Annotated in this window: 26 protein-coding genes; all 26 read right to left on the bottom strand. The window is 49.8% G+C overall.

Features of this window, described 5'->3' with window-relative positions; genetic code table 11:
* Positions 1-20: 20 nt before the first annotated feature.
* The 26 genes from MHI42_RS35250 to MHI42_RS35125 all read right to left on the bottom strand — a co-directional run bounded on the left by MHI42_RS35250 (position 21) and on the right by MHI42_RS35125 (position 22,526).
* Positions 21-824, bottom strand: a complete 804-nt coding sequence (locus MHI42_RS35250) for a phosphatidate cytidylyltransferase (protein WP_342422184.1) — start codon at positions 822-824, stop codon at positions 21-23.
* 21 nt (positions 825-845) lie between these two features.
* Positions 846-1,613, bottom strand: coding sequence for an isoprenyl transferase (locus MHI42_RS35245; RefSeq protein ID WP_039295253.1), 768 nt, complete (start codon positions 1,611-1,613; stop codon positions 846-848).
* A 78-nt stretch (positions 1,614-1,691) separates the two neighbouring features.
* On the bottom strand, positions 1,692-2,246 hold the full coding sequence (frr, locus tag MHI42_RS35240) for a ribosome recycling factor (protein WP_039295250.1): 555 nt from the start codon (positions 2,244-2,246) through the stop codon (positions 1,692-1,694).
* Positions 2,246-2,974, bottom strand: coding sequence for a UMP kinase (pyrH, locus tag MHI42_RS35235; protein ID WP_039295247.1), 729 nt, complete (start codon positions 2,972-2,974; stop codon positions 2,246-2,248). Before pyrH ends, frr begins: the two co-directional genes overlap by 1 nt.
* A 107-nt stretch (positions 2,975-3,081) precedes the next feature.
* Positions 3,082-3,732 (bottom strand): translation elongation factor Ts, encoded by a 651-nt coding sequence (gene tsf / locus MHI42_RS35230; RefSeq protein ID WP_039295244.1) that lies wholly within the window; start codon positions 3,730-3,732, stop codon positions 3,082-3,084.
* Between the two features lie 135 nt (positions 3,733-3,867).
* Positions 3,868-4,569, bottom strand: a complete 702-nt coding sequence (rpsB, locus tag MHI42_RS35225) for a 30S ribosomal protein S2 (protein WP_036692565.1) — start codon at positions 4,567-4,569, stop codon at positions 3,868-3,870.
* A 197-nt stretch (positions 4,570-4,766) separates the two neighbouring features.
* Positions 4,767-5,402 (bottom strand): hypothetical protein, encoded by a 636-nt coding sequence (locus MHI42_RS35220; protein WP_342422183.1) that lies wholly within the window; start codon positions 5,400-5,402, stop codon positions 4,767-4,769.
* Entirely contained in the window at positions 5,399-5,977 is a 579-nt protein-coding gene (locus tag MHI42_RS35215; RefSeq protein ID WP_342422182.1) for a hypothetical protein, read from the bottom strand. Before MHI42_RS35215 ends, MHI42_RS35220 begins: the two co-directional genes overlap by 4 nt.
* 62 nt (positions 5,978-6,039) lie before the next feature.
* Positions 6,040-6,348, bottom strand: a complete 309-nt coding sequence (locus MHI42_RS35210; RefSeq protein WP_340944805.1) for a hypothetical protein — start codon at positions 6,346-6,348, stop codon at positions 6,040-6,042.
* A 66-nt stretch (positions 6,349-6,414) separates the two neighbouring features.
* Positions 6,415-7,818, bottom strand: a complete 1,404-nt coding sequence (locus tag MHI42_RS35205) for a FapA family protein (protein WP_042138132.1) — start codon at positions 7,816-7,818, stop codon at positions 6,415-6,417.
* A gap of 30 nt (positions 7,819-7,848) precedes the next feature.
* The gene (locus MHI42_RS35200; protein ID WP_042138136.1) at positions 7,849-8,637 is read right to left on the bottom strand and encodes a FliA/WhiG family RNA polymerase sigma factor; all 789 of its coding nucleotides are present in this window, start codon (positions 8,635-8,637) and stop codon (positions 7,849-7,851) included.
* Between the two features lie 77 nt (positions 8,638-8,714).
* The gene (locus MHI42_RS35195) at positions 8,715-9,131 is read right to left on the bottom strand and encodes a hypothetical protein (RefSeq protein ID WP_042138137.1); all 417 of its coding nucleotides are present in this window, start codon (positions 9,129-9,131) and stop codon (positions 8,715-8,717) included.
* A gap of 2 nt (positions 9,132-9,133) precedes the next feature.
* On the bottom strand, positions 9,134-9,631 hold the full coding sequence (locus MHI42_RS35190; protein ID WP_039295222.1) for a chemotaxis protein CheD: 498 nt from the start codon (positions 9,629-9,631) through the stop codon (positions 9,134-9,136).
* Positions 9,624-10,250: a chemotaxis protein CheC gene (locus MHI42_RS35185; protein ID WP_039295218.1), complete on the bottom strand. Its 627-nt coding sequence runs from the start codon at positions 10,248-10,250 to the stop codon at positions 9,624-9,626. Before MHI42_RS35185 ends, MHI42_RS35190 begins: the two co-directional genes overlap by 8 nt.
* A gap of 3 nt (positions 10,251-10,253) precedes the next feature.
* Positions 10,254-10,715, bottom strand: coding sequence for a chemotaxis protein CheW (locus MHI42_RS35180; RefSeq protein WP_039295214.1), 462 nt, complete (start codon positions 10,713-10,715; stop codon positions 10,254-10,256).
* 27 nt (positions 10,716-10,742) lie between these two features.
* Positions 10,743-12,830 carry a chemotaxis protein CheA gene (locus MHI42_RS35175; RefSeq protein ID WP_342422181.1) on the bottom strand — a complete coding sequence of 696 codons (2,088 nt, stop codon included), beginning with the start codon at positions 12,828-12,830 and terminating at the stop codon, positions 10,743-10,745.
* A gap of 34 nt (positions 12,831-12,864) precedes the next feature.
* Positions 12,865-14,280, bottom strand: coding sequence for a chemotaxis-specific protein-glutamate methyltransferase CheB (gene cheB / locus MHI42_RS35170; protein ID WP_342422180.1), 1,416 nt, complete (start codon positions 14,278-14,280; stop codon positions 12,865-12,867).
* A gap of 35 nt (positions 14,281-14,315) precedes the next feature.
* The gene (locus MHI42_RS35165) at positions 14,316-15,197 is read right to left on the bottom strand and encodes a MinD/ParA family protein (RefSeq protein ID WP_042138144.1); all 882 of its coding nucleotides are present in this window, start codon (positions 15,195-15,197) and stop codon (positions 14,316-14,318) included.
* Positions 15,194-16,606, bottom strand: a complete 1,413-nt coding sequence (flhF, locus tag MHI42_RS35160) for a flagellar biosynthesis protein FlhF (protein WP_342422179.1) — start codon at positions 16,604-16,606, stop codon at positions 15,194-15,196. Before flhF ends, MHI42_RS35165 begins: the two co-directional genes overlap by 4 nt.
* Positions 16,603-18,636: a flagellar biosynthesis protein FlhA gene (flhA, locus tag MHI42_RS35155; protein ID WP_039295198.1), complete on the bottom strand. Its 2,034-nt coding sequence runs from the start codon at positions 18,634-18,636 to the stop codon at positions 16,603-16,605. The genes flhF and flhA overlap by 4 nt, the downstream gene beginning before the upstream one ends.
* A gap of 20 nt (positions 18,637-18,656) precedes the next feature.
* Positions 18,657-19,751, bottom strand: coding sequence for a flagellar biosynthesis protein FlhB (gene flhB / locus MHI42_RS35150; protein ID WP_039295197.1), 1,095 nt, complete (start codon positions 19,749-19,751; stop codon positions 18,657-18,659).
* Between the two features lie 20 nt (positions 19,752-19,771).
* The gene (fliR, locus tag MHI42_RS35145; RefSeq protein ID WP_039295194.1) at positions 19,772-20,563 is read right to left on the bottom strand and encodes a flagellar biosynthetic protein FliR; all 792 of its coding nucleotides are present in this window, start codon (positions 20,561-20,563) and stop codon (positions 19,772-19,774) included.
* A gap of 4 nt (positions 20,564-20,567) precedes the next feature.
* Positions 20,568-20,837: a flagellar biosynthesis protein FliQ gene (fliQ, locus tag MHI42_RS35140; protein WP_036692523.1), complete on the bottom strand. Its 270-nt coding sequence runs from the start codon at positions 20,835-20,837 to the stop codon at positions 20,568-20,570.
* Positions 20,838-20,859: 22 nt separating this feature from the next.
* Complete coding sequence (fliP, locus tag MHI42_RS35135) at positions 20,860-21,624, bottom strand: flagellar type III secretion system pore protein FliP (protein WP_039295192.1); 765 nt, start codon at positions 21,622-21,624, stop codon at positions 20,860-20,862.
* The gene (locus tag MHI42_RS35130; protein WP_171716086.1) at positions 21,621-22,151 is read right to left on the bottom strand and encodes a flagellar biosynthetic protein FliO; all 531 of its coding nucleotides are present in this window, start codon (positions 22,149-22,151) and stop codon (positions 21,621-21,623) included. Before MHI42_RS35130 ends, fliP begins: the two co-directional genes overlap by 4 nt.
* 9 nt (positions 22,152-22,160) lie before the next feature.
* The gene (locus MHI42_RS35125) at positions 22,161-22,526 is read right to left on the bottom strand and encodes a response regulator (protein ID WP_019910416.1); all 366 of its coding nucleotides are present in this window, start codon (positions 22,524-22,526) and stop codon (positions 22,161-22,163) included.
* Between the last annotated feature and the right edge of the window lie 4 nt (positions 22,527-22,530).

Raw genomic sequence — 22,530 nt, 5'->3', positions numbered from 1 at the left:
TTGAAACCTTCTTCCTGTCGTTAATAGTAAGGCATCAGCATTACGATATGTACGAAAGGAAATACGATAATCCAGCTGTCACAGCGGTCCAGGATGCCTCCATGACCAGGCAGCAACGAGCCTGAATCCTTAATACCGTACACCCGTTTATAAGCAGACTGTACAAGATCTCCGAGCTGACCCAGAACGGCGCAGGAAACCCCGATAAGCAGTGCGCGTCCGATTGTCAGCAGATCAGGAACCAATAGGGCAAAAACAATTGATATCACGGCAGAGATTAATACTCCGCCAAGGGCACCTTCGATAGTTTTGTTAGGACTAATCGCCGGCCAGAGCTTATTGCGTCCGAAGCTTCGGCCGACAAAATACGCTCCGGCATCACTTCCCCAGATGCAGCACAGCAGCAGAAACGTCCAGAGAAGCCCATGTCCATCGCCCGCACCGCGGGCGATAGCCATATAAGAGAAGCCCATCCCTATGTATACAATGCCGATGAACATCAAAGCGGTGATCTTAATATCCAGCTTGTTCTTGCTGAAGACCGTAACCAGCAGGAATAACAGCATGAGCAGCCAGATTCCCTGCTCCCACGATAATAACTCGGAAGTCCCCAGCAGATTCCAGGGGATCATGAAGCATACTACGGACGCATAACCAAGTACAGCAGTCCCTCCGAAGGTTGCTGTACCTGTCATTTTTACAAATTCATAAAAGCCGATGAGGGCCATGGCAGTCAGCAACAGCTGATACGGCCAGCCTCCCAAAAAGCACAAGCCCAAAAACAAGGCTCCGGCAACAATTCCGGTAATCAATCGCTGCTTCAAAGATTCCCATCTCCCATCAGGCTACTTCAATCCACCATAACGGCGTGTGCGGCGCTGATATTCCGCCACAGCCTGCATCAGATGCGTCTTGTCGAACTCCGGCCAGTACACATCTGTAAACCATAATTCACTGTAGGCAATCTGCCAGAGCATAAAGTTACTGAGGCGCATTTCGCCGCTCGTACGGATCAGCAGATCAGGGTCAGGCAGTCCGCCGGATAAAAGTCTGCTGTCTATCAGTGCTGAAGTAATCTCATCAGGCGTCAGAATACCTGCCTGGATATCCTTGCCCAAGCCACGCATACAGTCTTCAATCTCTTTACGGCCACCGTAGTTCAGCGCAAAATTAAGTATAAGTCCGGTATTCCCTTCGGTCCGGGCAACCGCTTCTTCCATAGCCCTGCGGGTATGGGAAGGCAAAGCCTCGGTATCCCCCATTACACGTACCTGTACATTCTTCTCAATCAGTTCATCCAGTTCAATGGCCAGAAATTCCACAGGCAAGCGCATCAGGAAATCAACCTCATCCTTCGGCCGCTTCCAGTTCTCCGTGGAGAAAGCGTACATGGTCAAGAACTCTACTCCCAGGTCATTCGCCGCGATTGTCGCACGTTTGACCGCCTTCATCCCGTTCTGATGGCCCACAATACGGGGCAAGCCGCGCCGTTTCGCCCAGCGTCCGTTGCCATCCATAATTACAGCTACATGCCGGGGAATATTATCCGGTGAAATCTCGACTGGCTCCTGCCTGTCTTTACGGCTCAGCCATTCTTGAATCCGTTTGATCATTTCCGTTTCCTCCAAGCTCTTATCAGAAAGAGACAAACCCCACCATAGACGGAGGGGCCTGAAGTCTCTTGAATTTCATTATACTTCCATAATCTCTTTTTCTTTGGACAAGAGCACTTTATCGACTTCAGCTATGAACTTATCCGTTGATTTCTGGATATCTTCCTGATGTCCATGTGATTCGTCTTCCGAAATGCCGTTCTTCTCCATCTTCTTGATATCATCATTCGCATCGCGGCGGATGTTACGGATGGCTACCTTCGCTTCTTCTCCGAACTTCTTGGTGAACTTTACAAGCTCGCCGCGGCGTTCTTCAGTAAGCGGTGGAATGGACAAACGGATGATTGTACCGTCATTGGCAGGTGTAATCCCGATATCAGACTTCATAATCGCCCGCTCGATGTCAGACATCGATGTTTTGTCCCACGGCTGGATCAGCAGTGTCCGGGAATCCGGTGTGCTGATGTTAGCCAGCTGATTAAGAGGAGTCGGAGCACCGTAGTATTCCACTTGAATGCGATCCAGCAGTGACGTCGAAGCACGTCCTGCCCGCAGCGTAGCCAAATCGCGTTTTAGCGACAAAATCGCTTTTTCCATACGCTCTTCGGCATTTTTCTTCACCGATTGTGGCATTAATTTACACTCCCTTTAACAATCGTCCCGATCTTTTCGCCGAGAACGACACGTTTAATATTGCCTTGCTCTGTAATAGCAAACACAATGAGCGGTATATTATTATCCATGCAGAGAGAGGAAGCGGTGGAATCCATAACACCCAGGTTCTTGTTCAGAATATCCATGTAAGTAAGCTGCTCGTATTTCACGGCAGTGCTGTCCTTGAACGGATCCGCGGAATAGACACCATCTACTTTGTTCTTCGCCATCAGAATCACTTCGGCTTCAATCTCGGCCGCTCTGAGCGCTGCCGTTGTATCAGTCGAGAAGAACGGATTCCCTGTTCCTGCGGCAAAAATAACTACACGGCCCTTTTCCAGATGCCGGATTGCCCGGCGGCGGATATAAGGCTCAGCAATTTGCTGCATGGCAATGGAGGTCTGAACCCGTGTAGGAACATCGATCTGCTCCAGGGCATCCTGCAGTGCCAGTGAGTTCATGACGGTTGCCAGCATTCCCATATAATCCGCTGTCGCACGGTCTATGCCGCTTGCACTTCCCGCGATTCCGCGCCAGATGTTACCTCCGCCGCACACAATGGCAACCTGAACTCCAAGCTCAACGACTTCCTTGACCTGCTCCGCGATGGAGATGATCGTTTCGGCATCGATGCCATAGCCATTCTGTCCGGCAAGTGATTCACCGCTAACCTTAAGGACTACTCTCTTAAATACCGGCTGTTCCAATTGTATACCCTCACTTTCTTACAAAAGACGGAACACTACGTGATATGTGTTCCGCTCTTTTGATGCTTGCCTTTATTCAGTTCTTATTACAAAATGCTTCTCAGCTATTATTGGTTCACTTGTGCCATTACTTCTTCAACAAAGTTATCGACTTTCTTCTCAAGACCTTCACCCAGCTCGTAACGAACGAAACGGCGGATGGAGATGTTTTCGCCAATAGTGCTGATTTTTTCGTTCAGCAATTGGGAAATAGTCTTGTCTGGGTCTTTAACGAAAGGCTGTTCAAGCAGGCAATATTCTTCATAGAACTTGCTGATGCGGCCTTCAACCATTTTTTCAACGATTTTCTCAGGCTTGCCTTCGTTCAGCGCCTGGTTCTTAAGAATTTCTTTTTCTTTCTCAACATCTGCAGCCGGCACTTCTTCACGGCGAACATACAGCGGGTTCGCTGCTGCGATTTGCATTGCGATATCACGTGCGAAATCTTTGAAGGAATCTGTTTTACCTACGAAGTCAGTTTCGCAGTTGATTTCTACCAGAACGCCGATACGGCCGCCAGCGTGGATGTAAGATTCTACTGTACCTTCAGTAGCGATACGTCCAGCTTTGTTAGCTGCTGCGGACAGACCTTTTTCACGAAGCAATTCAGCTGCTTTTGTGATATCGTTATTTGCTTCTTCAAGTGCCTTTTTACAATCGAGCATTCCTGCTCCTGTTCTTTCACGAAGTTCCTTTACTGCCTTTGCATCTACTGCCATTGTTATTCCCTCCAGATAATTGTCGTTGTCATACGCGGGCTCAAGGCCCATTATCCTAAAAAAAGGGCAGTGAGAGGTTATCCACCTGCCAACCACCCTTTTCATTTAAGTTCTTGTTTATGTCCCGGATACTACTTAAGCAGTAGTTGTGTCTTCGCCCTGATGAGCTTCAACAACAGCGTCAGCCATTTTACCAGTCAAGAGCTTCACGGCGCGGATAGCGTCGTCATTGCCTGGAATTACGTAGTCGATTTCGTCCGGATCGCAGTTAGTATCAACGATAGCTACGATAGGAATACCCAATTTGCGAGCTTCTGCTACAGCAATACGCTCTTTACGCGGGTCAATGATGAACAGCGCGCTTGGAAGACCTTTCATGTTTTTGATACCGCCCAGGAATTTTTCAAGACGATCTTTCTCTTTGCGGAGAAGGATAACTTCCTTCTTAGGCAATACTGCGAAGGTACCGTCTTCTTCCCAAGCTTCCAATTTCTTCAGACGGTCAATACGCTTCTGAATAGTCTGGAAGTTAGTCAGGGTACCACCCAGCCAACGTTGGTTAATGAAGAACATACCCGAACGTTCAGCTTCTTCTTTTACGGAATCCTGTGCTTGTTTCTTTGTTCCTACGAATAGGATTGTGCCGTTGTCGCCAGCGACGCTCTTTACAAAGTTGTAAGCTTCCTCTACCTTTTTGACTGTTTTCTGCAAGTCAATAATGTAAATTCCGTTTCTTTCAGTGAAGATATAACGATCCATCTTTGGATTCCAACGACGAGTCTGATGACCGAAGTGTACCCCAGCTTCGAGAAGCTGCTTCATGGAAATTACTGCCATCTTCACACACCTCCTAATTTTGGTTTATTGTGTGTCTCCTCCGCCGCGTGTCATCTTTCTACAAGACTTTCTTCAGAAGAAAGCACCTCTTGTCGAAATCAACCGGCGTGTGTTTTAACACCGTCAATTACTATACCATATTAAATTATTCTATGCAACGATTACTGTGAATTTATAAATTTCTTATCGTAAAACACTTATTTCTTCACAGTAATCAGCTTATCAATAATAGAATCCATGCTCTCGCCCTTGGCAAAATTGTAGCTGCCGTATTGGATAATCTTGTTCACTTTACGGCTGTTCGCCTTCTTAAGAAACTCCGCTTTATCTTGAATAACTCCGGCACCGGCCAGCACATCCGCAGTTTGGGCGAGTGTAATTCCTGTAGGAATACGCACAGAAATATCGCCGTTCACTGCAACCGCAGGCGCTTCCGGACTGGCTGGAGCTACAATACCCGTGTCTGCAGCACTGCTCTCCGGCTGTACTGGCGCTGACGGCTTGCCGGGAGTCACAGCTGCACTCGGCTCCACTGCGGCTTTAGGTGTGGCCGCAGGAGCTGGAGAAGCAGTTGCAGCCAGCTCTGCGGGAACCTGGGAAGACTCAGGCGTTCCCGCAGAAGTGCCTTCCTGTGCTTCCTCTTCCCCGCTGCCCGTCCCTTCATCTGTGGCCTGCGCGTGATCCACCACAGTCATATTCAGTCGCTCCGCTTCCTTGATCAGCTGTTCTTTGGTGAGCGGATCAGCCTTCCCGGCAATCATCAACTGCAGCAGCAGTGCGCCGACAATGAGCCCGACACCTAACCCGAGCATGAAAAACCGGTTCTTGATCATACCGATTCCTCCTGATGGGCCAACTGCAGAATCAGCTGGACCTCGCCCCGCTGGAGACCTGCAGTCTTGGCGATAGAATCTATCGATTTGCCTTGTTCATGCAGTTCGAACAATCGCGGATACCTCAGCTTTATGGAGCTGACCGGCTTTTGCCTGGCAGGCTGAATTTCAGCTTCAGCAGTTGGGGCTGCAGAAGCATTCTCCGCAGACTGGGCAGCCGAAGGTTCCCTTGAGAAGGTTGCGGCAAGCTGAAGCAGGCCTTTCTCTTCAGCCGTCAGCCGGGCATCCAGAAGCAGCAGGCTCTTACTAAGCTCAGTCACCTGCTCACGCAGTGTGCCAATCTCTTCCTGCAGGGCTGTTTTGTTACTCTGCGACTGCGCTTTGATGCTGCCGACCAGCTGAAGCAGTTCTGTATTCTCATGTTCGATATCTGCCATATATAACTCCAGCGCGGCCTCCGTCTCCTTGAGGCTCTTCTTCTCATCCGAGTCTTCCTTGCTGGCCTTTGCCGGCAGTCTCAGGGCATAAACGATAGCGACAGCGCCTACCAGCACGATATATACCCATGGGTCCAAGTGTCTAATCTCCTTTTACAATCAATTCATAGAAGCTTACTCTTTCAATAGCTTAACTGTACTCAAAGACTGAAATCTATCCGGTGTCCCTTATAAGGATGCTCGGCATCGTGGACGGTCTCCGGCTTCCTTGGCTGACGCGGATCAGCGTGACTGTCCGGCTGCTTCTCCTTACCCCCGTCCCGCAGTGCTGATTCCGAAGATTCGTCCACCTCACTGCTGCGCATGGCGATTTCCTGGCTATGCTTGACGTTCTGGCCTGCCAATTGCTGCTGGTCAAGCGCCGGACGCTGCTGCTGGCTGTTCTGAACTTTAGCCGCATCATGTGTCCGGGGCAGGGCGATTTGCAGTTCCACCGGTTTCAGACTCATCAGATCTCATCTCCCATAGTCCATATAGAATCAAGGAATAGCAGGCCGCTCCAGCTGCCTGCCTGCTTAAATGTACGGTATTATCGATATATCCCCTTCACTGTAAACAAAGGATACCCGTTCTGTAGGATCTTTAACGAATCTGGTATACCTGCCAATAACAATCTTTGATCCTCCATAGATTGTTTTGATCACATCCACCCGTGCCCTGCCCGTATCCTCAAGCATCCGCTCGATCTCCAGTACGCGTTCTTTGATTCTCTTTTCATCACGCATATGGGATTGCTTGGTCGCATTGAGCTTCACGCGGAGCGCCACCTTATCCGGGGAAAGCTGACCGTTGTTCGCCAACTGATTGAGAAGGTATAATGCCTTATTGGTCTTGTCTTCATTCTCAAGAAGGTGACGCAACTCCTGGCGCAGCTCATTAATCTCATTTCTCAGCTCGGGAACAACGCCCACCTCAACCGCTGTTGCCGTCGACATCGTATTTCCGATGGTCCGTGCGACAACTTTATCGCCTGCCTGTACTATCCCGCCTACAATCAAACCTTTGGCACCGTTGCAGAGCACATCACGGCCTGCGCGGATGTTGGAATGCATAATGCTTTGCGAGACAATTACATCTTCTCCGGCCACTACATTGCCATCCTGGATAAATGAGACTTTGACATTTTTCCCGGCGCTTACGAGGCCTTTGTTATAGCCGATAATTCCGCCGGTAATCTCGATGGAGCCGCCGGATATCAGCTCAGCACCTTCAACCCCGCCAACCACTCGGATATCTCCGGCGGATTTGACGGTGAAGCCGGTAAGCACGTTGCCGCGAATGACAACCGTCCCGACAAAATCAATATTCCCTGTACTGTAATCCACATCACCATTGACCTCATATACAGGAAATACATTGATCTTGCCCTTGTCTGTCAGCGTAACCAATCCATCTATCGCCGAATACATGGAGGTCTCTTCCTGATCCACCAGTACATTCTTGCCAACCTTGAAATGGGCTTGCTTCCCTGCTCTATACGGAAGCTCCTCCCCGGTCACTGTCTTTCCGCTTACACCATTCTCTGCCGGTATGATTCTGGCTATAAGCTGGCCCTTCCTCACATTGTGAAGCCGGACCAGATCCTTATAGTCAACCTTGCCATCTTCTTTCTCCAGCGGCTTACGGTCTTCCTCCAGATCCACGGTCAGTACCATCCGTCCATCCTTGCCGTTGACAGCAGGCTGGCCGATTGCGATCGGCACCCTGTTCCAGAAATATTCTTCCGGGTTGCTGCAGATCCGCTGAACAATATCCCGCTGGATGCCAAATCGAATGTTGTGACTGACCAGGAAGCTTTCAAGATCTTCAATTGTACAGGAGAAATTCTCATCCTTCTTGATGAACTGGAGGTAAGCAATCCCTTTATCATCCGAAAACGTAATACTCAGGTATTGGCCCAAAACATATTGACCGATCAAATTCTGCTCCCCCTTGTCACCGGCGCCCGGTTAATCATTTTGCATAAGAAGATCACGGTTCTTCTCAAGTGTTCCTCTTAGCCGCAAAATAGCCTTCGAATGAAGCTGTGAGATCCGCGAAGGAGAGAGTGACATCACTTCAGCGATCTCGCTCAAAGATAAATCCTCATAATATAAAAGGGACACAACGGTCCGTTCTTTCACTGTTAATTTCTCGATGCCTTTAGTCAGCGTATCACGCAGATAGAACTCATTCACTTTGCGGTCCGGATTCTTTGCCTTATCATCCACCAGAATAGACATCCGTGTCTCTGATTCTTCTTCACGAATAGGATCTTCTAATGAGCAGAGCGACATGACTGCAACATCCTGCAGCATAGTCTGAAACTCCGTTTCAGTAATGTTCAGATACTGGCTCATTTCATCGTCACTAACAGATCTCAAATACTTCTGTTCCAGCTGCTGGTAGGCATCCTCGATTTTTTTCGCTTTTTCGCGCACGGATCTGGGAACCCAGTCACTTTGCCGCAGAGAGTCAAGGATTGCTCCTCTTACCCGCCAGGAGGCATAGGTCTGAAATTGCAGTCCCCGCTTGTAGTCGAATTTCTCGATGGCATCAATCAGTCCCATCACACCATTGCTGGCCAAGTCATCTTTGGATACATTTTTGGGCAGTCCTACTGCCAGACGGCTGGATACGTAATCTACGATATGGAGATAACTCTCAATCAGCTTTTTTTTGGCCTCAGGATCACCTTGCTCTTTCCATTGTTCCCATAGTCCATCTGTTTCTGACTGAGCAGCTTTATGCTCGTTCAACGGCTTTCACCCTTCCCAAAGTTTAGTCAGCGGGTACCATGCGGCGCAAGATTACGGACTTTCGCCGCAGCACTCGCTTATTCTTCTTTCAGGTGACGAACGGCCTTGGCCAATTCTTCAGGATCTTTCATAGAGACCAGTTTTGGAGGCTGCAGAGGTGTGAAACCACTCAAGTCCACACTTCCCGCTTCCGGTTTCGGTGTCAGCAGGTCCTTCAATTCCTGATCCTCTTCCGGCGTTTGAATATCAAGCTTGGCACCAAGTGCCTCACCGTTATCTTCAAATCCGGCTTCAAGGTCTGAAGATTCAGAGGATTTCCCAATAATAACACCCAATACCCATCTTAGAAGGAAAGCAAGCACAAACCAGATAATAAATCCATATATTCCCCGGATCAGGCTGGTTCCAACTAAATTATGCCCGTAGTTTGTAAGAAACGTAAATAGAAATCCAATCAACCCGAGACCTGTGCTTAATAATATTTTCTTGCTCATGGCTATATTTCCTTCGGGCCTTTTTGAACGCTGCGGATAAAGAGCACCCCGGTATTGCAGGCGATTTCTATCGTACGTCCATAATTGCCACCCGTGTCCTCCGCGATCAGCGGAATGTTCAATGCGTCCAGTGCTAGTTTGCAGGATTCCACATTACGAGGCCCGATCCTCATGGTGTCACTCCCCCCGGCAAATGCGAACATCTGCGAGCCTCCGGCCATCTTGGCCACAATCCGGCTCCGGACCGCCCCTAACGCCAGCAGGCGGGATAAAAGCTCTGGCACAGCGGTATCGGCAAACTTGGCAATATTCATCTGTCCTTCCCGGGCAATATCTGACGAGGGCAGCATGACATGTGCCATGCCTGCAAGTCTTTTGCCGGGATCAAACAGTGTCAGGCCAACACAGGAACCAAGACCGGTCGTACGGATAAGACTGTCCTGGCTGCCTATGTTAAGATCCGCCATGCCTACTTTAATAATGCTCTGTTCTTCAATCATTATCAAACGGTACTCCTAATGCCTTGAATATTTTGGGGAATGATTCGGGATCGGGAATAAGGAAAAATTGCCCTTCAATCTCATTTTGGCCTTCCAGGAACGTCGTATCGATCAGCAGCGCATCATCACCCATCTGACCGAACTGCAGCAGCCCGTATCCAAGAATTGCCCCGGCCATATCCATAGCAAGCGCCGGTACTGTAGGATACATGGAGAGTGAGGTAAAGTCAGCCAGTGATGAAAGGTAGGAGCCGGCAAGGATATTGCCGATTTCGCTCAGAGCGGATAACTCCATTTCACTGAGTTCTTCACCGCCTGAAATCTCAATTCCGGCAATCCGGCTGAGCAGGTTGGTCGCTGCTTCCGGAGAGAGAATGAAGAACAGGTTGCCCGGAGCTTCACCTTCTACACGGAGGAATACAGCATACACCAATTCTTCAGCTCCGCCGACCTTATCGGTAATCTCCTCAAAACTGAGAAGCTGCACCTTGGGTACAGCCATATCAATCGGCTTATTGAGCAGCTGAGACAACGCGGTGGCGGCGTTACCGGCTCCAATATTCCCGACTTCTTTCAGCACATCCATTTTGAAATCCTTGAAGTTTTTGAATAGCTCCACTGGCTAGCCCTCCAGGCTTTCCAGTTGCACGATTTCGCCCTTGTTCAGCACTTCGGACAAGTTAAGCATAATCAGCAGACGGTCTTCTCCGATTTTGGCCACCCCGTCCAGATACTTCGCTTTGATCCCGCCAACAACATCCGGTGGAGTATCAATAATGTCACGGTTCAAATCAATAACATCATTCGCAGAATCGACGATGAAGCCTACTTCCATCTCATTCACATTCACAATAATGATCCGGGTCTGGTCTGTATGCTCTGCTTCCTCAATACTGAAACGGCCGCGCAGATCAATAACGGGGATGACTACACCGCGCAGATTGATTACACCTTTGATAAACGAATAGGTCTTGGGCACGCGGGTAATGGGCATCATACGCTCGATGGTCTGGACCTTCTCCACTTCAATGCCGTATTCTTCAGTGCCAAGCTTAAATACTATGACTTTGATATCTTCAGCCATGGAATGAACCTCCCTGTTCTATCCTGATTATTTAATAAAAGCATTCGGATCGATAATAAGTGCAACTTGTCCATCACCAAGAATAGTGGCTCCGGAAATTCCTTGAACATCAGGCAGATACTTGCCCAGATTCTTGATGACAATCTCATTCTGCCCGATAAAGTCTTGAACCGCCAAGGCAACCAGGCGCTCTCCCTTACGTACAACCACAATCTCTGTTTCCTCTTCGGTGCTTTCATCATAGTCCGGAATAGAGAAGATCTTGCTCAGTGAAACGAGCGGAATATGGCTGCCCCGGAATTCCAGCATTCTGTTACCGTGAATGGTACGGATCTGAGACTGTTTGACAATCCCTGTCTCTACAATGGAAGAGAGCGGAATTGCATATTTCTCTGAACCCAGACGAACCAGCATGGCTGCGATAATCGACAGGGTCAGCGGGAGCTGAACGGAGAAGTTCGTCCCTTTACCCGGTGTAGAGTAAATGGTGACGTTGCCGCCCAGTGAGGAGATCTTTGCTTTGACTACATCCAGACCGACGCCGCGGCCCGATACGTCAGAGATCACCTCTGCGGTACTGAAGCCCGGTGCAAACAGAAGCTGATACGCTTCATCATCAGACATCGCATTGGCCTGCTCCTGGGTAATGGTGCCTTTCTTAACTGCTGACCCCAGAATCTTCTTCGGATAGATGCCTCTGCCGTCTTCTTCAATCTCGATAAAGACATGGTTGCCGCTATGGAAAGCCCGGAGGTGGACGGTCCCTGTCTCCGGCTTGCCGGCAGCGACACGGTCTGCTATGGACTCCACACCGTGGTCTACTGCATTACGCAGCAAATGCACAAGCGGATCACCAATCTCATCAATTACGGTACGGTCCAGCTCTGTTTCAGCACCGGTAACGATCAGATCAACTTTCTTGTCAAGCGATTTGGCGAGATCGCGCACCATCCGCGGGAACCGGTTAAATACGGTATCCACCGGCACCATGCGCAGCTTCATCACTATGTTCTGCAGATCCCCGCTGACCCGGCCCATATGTTCAACCGTTTCGGTAAGATCCCCGTTCTGCACTTCGGAAGCCAGCTGTTCCAGCCGAACGCGGTCAATGAGCAGCTCACTGAACAGATTCATGAGTACATCCAAACGCTCGATGTCCACGCGGATCGTGCGGGAAGGAGAAGGCGCTCCGCCTGCTCTGGCCGGTGCTGCCTTACTCTCTTCCTTGCCATGTGCGGAAGCAGCCGGTGAAGCGTTAGAGGCAGCATGAGCAGCCTCCTGCACCGGAGCAGGGGCAGGCGCTTCTGCGGTAGCTGCAACACTTTCCTGTCCCATCTGGCGCAGGGATTCCTGATCAAGTGCTACGGCTGTAACCGTATCAATTTCCGACAAATTCAGGATCATCTTCTGAATTTCACTGGCATCCTTTTGGGTTATGTAGTAGAGGGAGAATCCGTAATCGAATTTCTCCTGCTCTATGTCCTGAACCGAAGGGAAGGACTTAACAACTTCTCCTGAACGCTCCAGAAGGTCGAAGACCATATATGCACGCACTGCCTTGAGCTGACAGTCCTTGCGGATGGCAACATCAACATACAGCACCTGATGGCCTTCCTGCAGCGACTGCTCCAGCACAGAGTACTGGAATTCATCCAGAAACACCTGGGCATCCGTGGCATTGCCGGCAGCAGCCGCTGTGACTTCTGCAGCAGCTCCGCCGGCGGCAGCGGGAACTTCTCCCCGTACGATAGCCTGGAGGGAGGTTACAATTGCCGATACATCAGCCTTCCCCTCTCCTCCGCCTGTGATGTCCTCCACCATGGATTCCAGAGCATCAATACTCTTGAACAGTGTGTCAAAAATGAAATCCTGCATCCGCAGTTTATTGTTACGCACGAGATCAAGCACATTCTCCATTTGGTGCGTAAGCGAAGCCAAATCCTCAAAACCCATTGTAGCCGCCATACCTTTCAAGGTATGGGCAGAGCGGAAAATCACCTGGACAATACTCAGATCTTCAGGATTTGCTTCCAGCCCCATCATGCTTTCGTTCAATGACTGCAGATGATCATTTGACTCATCAATAAACATGGATAAATATTGGTTCATGTCCACTAACGAGCACCTCCCCTTCGAGTTCGCTTTTCCTTTATTTAACGGCTTGCACCAGCCTTGGAGCAATTTCTTGCAAAGGCAGGACATGTTTCACGCATTGTAGCTCCACTGCTGACCGCGGCATTCCGTAAACGACACAGGTCTCTTCACTCTCGGCAAAGGTTGACGTCACACCCGAATCATAGAGTGCCTTCATCATACGAGCCCCGTCGCTGCCCATCCCGGTCATAATGACCGCATGACGTTCAAGCGAGGTAAGCTGCAGTACCGATTCGAACAGCGTATCTACAGAAGGCCGATGTCCGTTGCGCGCTTCTTCCTTGGTAAGCTCAATCACATATTGGCCACCGGCCGCCGGAGCAACCTTCAGATGATATCCGCCGGGAGCAATATACGCAGCCCCCTGCCGCAGAACCATGCCATGCTCCGCTTCAGCAACCTCCAGTGCGCTGAAGGTATTCAGCCGCTGGGCCAGCGATTTGGTGAAATTAGGCGGCATATGCTGAACAATGACAATCGGTGCCGGAAAATCACCGGGAATGTTCTCCAGGAACGCCTTCAGCGCCCGGGGACCGCCGGTAGAGCATCCTACAGCAACCAGCTTGCGCAGACCCCTGTTTCCGTTCACAGGGCCTGCATGCGCTACAGGAGGATCAATGAAGCCTCCTGCGGCCGTCTCAGCGGCAGCAGCCCGCAGATCAGGCAATACTGCTCCCGCATCCCCTCGTGTCCGGCTTCTGAAGCGTCCGGAGGCAGGTGGTGGCACTTCCGGAGCCGGCTTGCCCAGCCGCTTCGTAACTTCACTGCCAGGGCCTTTCACTGGCGGATTCTTGTCTGCCGGCAGCTCCAGAGGTGCTTTGCCCTTTGGCTTCAGTGTATTTTGGACCGGCTTGCGCAGGGATTCCGTTTCTTTCTTCAGCGGCTCTGCCTTCCGTTTCACTGGTTCTATGACCGTTCGCGGAGCAGGAGGCGGCGCTGGCAGAACCGTCTGATCAACAGGCGGCAGTTCAGGAGCCTTGTAAGCAGAAGCGCGTGCTTCACGCTGTTCGCGCGCCAGCATGGCTTCCTTCATCTGCTCACGGAGTGACTCCCCGACTGCGATAATATCCTGGGAGTTTGAAATGGACGGCTTTCGGATGAAATCGAAAGCCCCCCATTCCAACGCCAGAATGGTTTCCTTCATCCCCTCTTCATTAATGCCTGACAGCATAATGACTGGAAGCGGCCGCTCGGCCATTATTATTTTCAGCGCCTCCAGACCATTCATCTCCGGCATTTCCACATCCATGGTTACCAGATCCGGCCGGAGCTCATTCACTTTCTCGATAGCTTCACGGCCGTTGGACGCCGTCGCTGTAACCTGAAAGTCAGGATCATTTTCAATTAAATCGGAAATGATTTTACGCATAAAAGCGGAATCATCAACGACCAAAACCTTGTATGGCCTCATAGCATTTCCACCTCTGTCCCTCAAATTCAGAACAATTATTTGTTTCGTTTCAACCACTTGCTGATAAATCCCTTGATGCCCTGTACTTTAGCGGTTTCTACTGAATCAACAGCCAGATAGCTCAGCGCAAGCCGGTGCACATCTTTAGCTGCTATACTGTTCGGAAAAGCCACTGAGAATGGAATTTGTTTCTTCACTGCCTGAACTACATGGGGATCACTGCTTATATAGCCCAAAAACGGGAGTTCGAGCTGCAGAAACCGGCTGGCGGCCATACGGATTTTATCACTGGTCACTCTTGCTTCCCGTTCATCCCCCGCCTGATTGACAATCAGCCGGAATGAAACCTCAGGATGCGAATTATGAACAACTTTCATCAGCGCGTATGCATCCGTGATGGCGGTAGGCTCAGGTGTCGTGACAACCAGGCAGTCATCTGCAGAAGTGATAAACTTCATCGTTTCCTTCGACAATCCAGCCCCTGTGTCAAAGAGTATAAAGTCCATCGTGTCGGCAATTTGCGCAATCTGAGCGGTAAAGTAGTCCAGATCAGCTTCTGAGAGTGAGAACAGCTCATCCATTCCGGAACCGCCTGCGATAAAAGGTAAAGAATCCGGACCCAACTGAATGATCTGTCCAATATCGGCTTCCCGCTTAAGCAGATGGTACAGATTGTATTTCGCTGACACGCCCATAAGCACGTCAATGTTAGCCATGCCGATATCGGCATCGAACAATAGAACTCTCCGCCCCAGGGATTTCAGTGCAAGTGCAAAGTTAAGGGTGAAATTCGACTTTCCGACTCCCCCCTTTCCGCTGCATACGGTAATGATCCGGGCAGAGACTCCGCTGCCGGTGAGCTGCCTGGAATCCTGGCTGGATACTAACCGTCTTAAAGCTTGCGCCTGATCCATCACTCGCCCCCTGTTCCCAGCAGCATTCCGCTAATCTGCTCTCTGGTAGCCATCAGAAGATCATCAGGAACATTCTGGCCATTCGTAATATAAGAGAGCTTTAGCGGAAAATCATTCAGAACATTGAAGAGCGGGCCATAGCTGCCTGTTTCATCCAGCTTCGTGAAAATAACCTTATCCAGCGGGTATCTGCCAAAGTGCTCAGCGATCTTTTTCATGTCGCGGCTTTTGGATGTCAGGCTGAGCACCAGGAAGGTTTCGCTTTTGAGCTCCTTGGCAAGCAGACTCTGCAGTTCGGCCACCAGCATTTCGTTGCGGTAGTTCCGGCCTGCAGTATCCATAAGAACCAGATCACAGCCCTCCAGGCGGAACATGGCTCTTTGCAGATCCCCGGGCGACTGGACAACCTCCAGCGGCATATTCAGAATGGATGCGTATGTTCTAAGCTGCTCGACTGCTGAAATCCGGTAGGTGTCCGAGGTAATCAGGCCCACTTTGCGGCCCTGCTTAAACAGCTGCTCTGCCGCCAGTTTGGCAATGGTCGTTGTCTTGCCTACACCTGTAGGTCCAGCAATGTATACGATCTTTGTATCCGGAGCAATTCCTTTGCCGATGCGTCCGGCCAGAAATTCACCGATCTGCTCTTCCAGCGCCTCACCGAAGCGATCCGCACTCCAGCCGCTGCCTTCTCCCCGGTAGCGCTCCAGAACATTTCCAATCCATTCATCCACAAGTACAGCATCTGTTTCCTGATCAATCAGACGGCCTTTGAGCACTTCCAGCGCATCCGGCAATTCAGCTGCCCCGGAGGAATAACGCGCGATACGCTCCATCCAGTGCTTCATATCCCTGATTTCACGAAGGACATCGCTCTCTTGTGCAGGAACACCGCCAGGGGCAGGCTCTTCAGCGACAAGTGAATCATAGATTGCCGAGAGAGTTCTGCGGCTCTCCTCCGGATTTGGAACCGGCTGCGGCACGTTGGCGGGTTCGACTGCCGTAATGTCCGGCTCATATGTCTTCGACAGTGCCGGGAGCACAGCAACCCCTCCGCCGCCCTGATCACCATGATCAGAAAGTGCAGCGGCAATTTCGGCAAATGATCGGGCTGAAGTTGTTTCTTTCACCGGCCCAGCCTGAGGAGCAGATGCTGAAGCCGCCTTTTGGTAAGCTTGCGGAACAGCGCTTCGTGGTATATTCATCGGTTGAGCAGGTGCTTTCTCCGGCACGGCCGGCTTCTGCGTATTCTCAACGGCTGCCACGACTTCAATTTTCTTTTTGGTGAACATGCCCATAAATCCGCCGACTTTAACCTCTTTGGTGCTTAAAATGACGGCGTCGCTTCCAAGTTCGCTGCGGATGGAATGCATGGCGTCAGGCATCGTATCGACCACATAACGCTTCACTCTCATAAATTCACCACCCCAACGCTTTGAATTTCAATATTTGGCTCGAGCTCGCTGTAAGACAATACCGGGATATCCTGCATCGTCCGTTCAATCACCTGCCGCAAGTACATTCTAATGGTAGGAGATGTTAAGACGATCGGCTGCTGTCCGGATTGCAGGAGACGATTGATCTGCTCCGTAAGCCGCTGATAGACGGTTTGAGTGGAAACAGGATCAAGTGCCAAATAGCTGCCTTGCTCTGTCTGCTGAACACTTTCGGTAATCTTCTTTTCAAGTGTGGGACCTACCGTAATTACACGCAATGTTTCACCCGATTGTGAGAATTGCTGTGTAATCTGCCTGGACAGGGACTGCCGGACATATTCCGTCAGAATATCAGGATCCTTGGTGTATGTGCCATAATCCGCCAGAGTCTCGAAGATCGTTACCAGATCCCGGATGGAAATCTTCTCACGGAGCAGCTTGCCAAGGACTTTCTGAATATCACCAACCGCCAGTATGGAAGGAATGAGTTCGTCCACCAGAACGGGATAGTTCTCTCTGAGATTATCGACCAGCTGTTTGGTCTCCTGGCGTCCCAGCAGCTCATGACCGTGACGTTTGATTAGCTCTGTCAAATGCGTGGCTACAACAGAAGGCGGATCCACTACGGTATAACCGGATAACTCCGCACGTTCTTTAACAGATTCATCAATCCATAATGCAGGTAATCCAAACGATGGTTCGATAGTCTCAATCCCGCTAATCGACTCGTCATCATAACCGGGACTCATGGCAAGATAGTGATTAAGTAATAATTCACCGCCGCCAACGTTATTTCCTTTAATTTTGATGACATATTCATTCGGTTTTAGTTGAATATTGTCGCGAATACGAATAACCGGCACGACTAGACCCATCTCAAGCGCACATTGCCGTCGAATCATGATGATACGGTCGAGCAGGTCGCCGCCCTGTCCCGTATCCGCCAAAGGGATCAGGCCATAGCCGAATTCGAACTCGATCGGGTCAACCGTCAGCAGATTAATGACACTTTCGGGACTGCGCACTTCTTCAATCTGCTTCTCCTCTACCAGCTGTTCATCGGCAATCTGCTGCCTGCTGGCCTTCTGCCCCATGCTGTAGGCCGCATAAGCCATCAGACCTGCCAGAGGCAATGTAGACATCACCGTGATCGGGGTGAAGAAACCCAGAAAAGCAATGGTCACTGCTACAATATATAGAAGCTTCGGATAAGACAGTAGTTGTCCAGTCAAATCTTCAGCCAGATTGCCTTCCGAAGCCGCCCGGGTTACGATCAGACCGGAAGCGGTGGAAATAAGCAGTGCCGGAATCTGGCTGACCAGGCCATCCCCGATCGTCAGTATGGAATAGGTCGAAAGTGCATCCTGGAAGGACATTCCGTGAATTGTCATCCCGATAATAAAGCCGCCGATCAGATTGATCAGCAGGATGATAATACTGGCAATGGCGTCACCTTTAACGAATTTACTCGCACCATCCATGGCTCCGAAGAAATCCGCTTCGCGTTCAACATTACGCCGGCGTTCGCGCGCCTGCTGCTCATTGATCATCCCTGCATTCAGATCCGCATCGATACTCATTTGTTTACCGGGCATCGCATCCAGTGTAAAGCGTGCCCCCACCTCGGCAACGCGCTCAGAGCCTTTGGTGATAACAATGAACTGCACCACAACCAGAATCAGGAAGACGATGAAACCTATAGCGATTTGTCCCCCTGCAATCCAGCTTCCGAATGTAGCTACCACCTCACCGGCATGACCATCACCAAGAATCAGTTTGGTGGTGGAGATATTCAAGGCTAACCGGAACAGTGTAGTGATCAAGAGTAATGAAGGGAAAATCGAGAACTGCAGCGGATCCTTCGTATTCATTGCGACCAATATAATGGTCAGGGCTATTGAGATATTGACAATTAACAGTACATCCAGAAGCCAGACAGGGATGGGCAGAATCATCATAAGCACAATGCCGATAACGCCCAGTAGAACTGTTAGATCTCTAGCTTTCAATGTCCTTAACCTCCCCCGGCTTATCTCCTCTTACCTTTAAGCTTGTATACATAGGCCAGCACTTCGGCAACAGCCTGGAACAAATCGGCCGGAACTACATCACCGATTTCCGCTCTCTGGAATAGCGCCCGTGCCAGCGGCTTATTCTCCATAGTCACAACACCATGCTCCTTGGCCAGCTCCCTGATACGGAGCGCCACATAATCCTGGCCCTTGGCTATAATCTGCGGAGCCTCCATTTTGGAACCGTCATACTTCAGGGCAACCGCAAAGTGGGTCGGGTTCGTGATGATAACATCGGCCTTAGGGACCTCCTGCATCATCCGCTGCATCGCCATTCTGCGCTGACGTTCCCTGATTTTACCTTTAATGATGGGGTCGCCCTCCATCTTTTTGTACTCGTCCTTAATATCCTGCTTGGACATTTTCAGACTTTTCTCATGCTCATATTTCTGATAGATATAGTCCAGAACGGCCATGATAAAAAGAGCCGCCGCAATCTTGATGCCCAGGCTCATGGTCAGCTTCGCAGCGAAGCCGAACACACTTTCAGCGCTAACACGTGCGAGGGAAGCAAAGCTCTCCTTCTCCCCCCAGAGCGTGCTGTAGACCAGATAGGCTATCAGCACCAGCTTGAAGATTGACTTGAGGAACTCTACAAACGAACGCATGGAGAAAATATTCTTGAAGCCTTTGATCGGATTGATCTTCTCGAACTTAGGTGTAATCCCTGCCCCGCTAGCCATAAAGCCCACCTGCGCAAAGTTGGCCACAAGCGCCAGAAGGAAGGTGATGCCCAGCAGGGGAGCCAGCAGAATCAGAATCTGCAGCCCGTACTGGTTGAACAGCTTGGAGATATTCTCCGCTGTCACTTCCATCATCATCCGGTTCTGAAACACATCTGTGAACAGCTTGACAAAGCGTTCTTTCATGAAACCGCCGAAAATGCTAAGCGACAACAATGCCGAGAACAGCACCACTGCGCCGGACATCTCCGCGCTTTTGGCAACCTGCCCTTTCTTGCGGGCGTCCTGCCGTTTCTTCGGGGTGGCCTTCTCAGTCTTATCTCCCCCGAACAGCTGAAGATTTAATTTATATCGTTTTGGCTTAGCCATGACTCTCTCCTTACCGTTACCTAAGGACTCTTCCCCACGAGGCCAAGTAAGTTATGCATGGACTCAAACATAATGTCGAAGAGATTCTGGAACAGCACAGCCAGCCCCGGCATCAGTATAAGAAGTAGCGCCAGACCTACAATGATTTTGAGCGGAACCCCGATGACGAACACATTATATTGCGGAGCGGTTCTCGCCAGAAAGGCCAGACCCACATCCGTCAAGAATAATGCGGTAACCAGCGGCGCCGACATTTGAAAGGCCAGCATGAAGGATTGTGCGAAGGTGCGTATCAGGAATTCCGACAAGCTTCCGTCGATCATTTTGAGGAACAGGTCATTGTCGATCGGCACCCATTTATAACTGTAAACAATGGCATCCAGCAAATAGTGATGTCCGTTCATCGCCAGAAACAGCAGCAGCGCAATCATATACTTGAAGTTACCGATGATAGGAGCAGATGCACCAGTCATCGGGTCAATTACATTGGCGATACCAAACCCGATCTGAATATCGATAAAAGAACCCGCCGTCTGAATCGTCATAAACATCAGATACGCGACAAAGCCAAGCAGCAGTCCGATTAAAGCTTCTCTGACGATCAGCAGAATAAAATTGAGATCCTGCGGAACGGTGACGTTCATCCCGCCTGAGCTGAAGATAACCATGGAAACAAAAAAAGACAAACCAATTTTGAATGTTGTCGGCACACTTTGCGAAGAAAAGACAGGGACGACAACAAAAAAGGCTGTAATTCGACAAAAAATCAGCAGAAAGACAGGAAAACTTTGCAGCAGGGTCTCTATATTCATAATCTCAACCGATATACATATAGAGGCTGCCCAAAATTTGACTGGTGAAATCCACCAGCTTCGTTATAATCCACGGACCGAATAGCAGTAATGCGAGCAGTACGGCAACGATTTTGGGAACAAACGCCAGGGTTTGCTCCTGAATCTGGGTTGTGGCTTGAAATATACTGACGATCAGTCCTACCACCAGACCAAGAATCAGCATGGGGGCGCTGGTTTCCAGCACCAAATATACGGCTTGGCCGGCTAGACCGATAATAAACTCCGCATTCATCCCTTACGCCTCCTCTTAAGGGTCAGGTGTTAAAACTTAGCAGCAGTGACTTGACTACTAGGTACCAGCCGTCCACTAGCACAAAGAGCATAATTTTGAAAGGCAAGGATATCATGACCGGCGGCAGCATCATCATCCCCATGGCCATTAGCGTACTGGATACTACGATATCAATAATGAGAAAGGGTATAAAAATCATAAAGCCCATCATAAACGCTTTTTTCATCTCACCAATCGCAAACGCCGGTACCATAACTGTCAAAGGGATATCATTGTAGCTGGCTGGTTTGACCGTAGCATTGTTGCCGGTATAGTTCATGAACAGCAGCAGATCCTTGGTATTGGTCTGCTTGAACATAAATTCCTTCAGCGGTTCCTGCGCTTTATTGAGCGCCTCGCTCTGGGTCAGCGTGCCTTTCATATACGGCTGTAAGGCCGTTTCATTCACTGTTGCCAACGTCGGTGACATAATAAACAGGGTCAGAAACAGAGCCAGTCCCACAAGCACCTGGTTTGGGGGCATTTGCTGCGTACCAAGCGAAGTTCTTACGAACCCCAGTACGATCACTATCCGGGTAAAGCTTGTCATTAACACCAGAAATGAAGGAGCTATGCTCAGAACCGTTACCAGCAGCAGTATGGAAATTGAACTCGTGCCACCGCTTGCAGTATCGTTATCACCGACCTGAATACTAATGTTGGGAATAGGATCCGCGTGAACCGGATGCAGAAGAACAATACTGAATATACCTAGAAGCAGTAACGAAAGAATCAGCTTTTTTTTCATAAATCCCTCGACTCATTCTTAAGGTCATCATCCCGCAGCAACTCTTCGAGCTTCTCTTTACGCTCAGGCGCAAGCGCAAGCTTCGACTGCAGCGTCTCATAGAAAGACGAAGTCTCATTAAGTTCAATTTCCTGGGACGGGACTTCACCGCGCAGCTTGGATTTGATTTTGGCGATAAGCGGTGTAATAAAGTTGTCAGTTCCTGACGTTTGATCTTCGAATGCGGAAATGATTAAAGCAACTTCTGCCGGATCGGTGATTTTATCCATCATAGATATATTCTCACCCACTCCGATCAGATAGAGGCTGCCGCCGAGTTCGATGATCTGAATCGACTTATTCGGACCAAGCCCCATCGCACCAAGTGTACGGATGGAACGGCCGCTCATCATTGTCTGATTGCGGCGTCCCAGAAAACGGATCAGCAGCACGATAAGAATGACAATTACTGCAAGAACGAAAACAACTTTGAGCAAATTCAGCAGGGCATTACTACCGTCTCCGAGCGTTCCGGAATTGGCTAACATACCTGTTTCCTACACACCCAACGTTTTGTTGATAGCTTCAATTACACGGTCAGCCTGGAAAGGCTTAACGATAAAGTCCTTCGCTCCGGCTTGAATTGCATCAATGACCATAGCCTGCTGACCCATGGCTGAACACATGATGACTTTGGCATTGGCATCTACTTTTTTGATTTCTTTTAGGGCGGCGATTCCGTCCATTTCAGGCATGGTGATATCCATCGTGATCAGATCCGGACGCAGTTCCTTAAATTTCTCTATAGCCTGTGAACCGTCCTGGGCTTCACCCACTACCTCAAATCCGTTCTTCGACAAAATGTCCCGGATCATCATTCTCATAAATGCTGCATCGTCCACGATTAGAATTCGGTTAGCCATTTTT

The sequence above is a fragment of the Paenibacillus sp. FSL E2-0178 genome (genome assembly GCF_038593005.1).
Lineage (GTDB): Bacteria > Bacillota > Bacilli > Paenibacillales > Paenibacillaceae > Paenibacillus_AQ > Paenibacillus_AQ phytohabitans.
The sequence above is the reverse complement of the archived record's forward strand: the minus strand, read 5'-3'. Positions and strand labels throughout refer to the sequence as shown.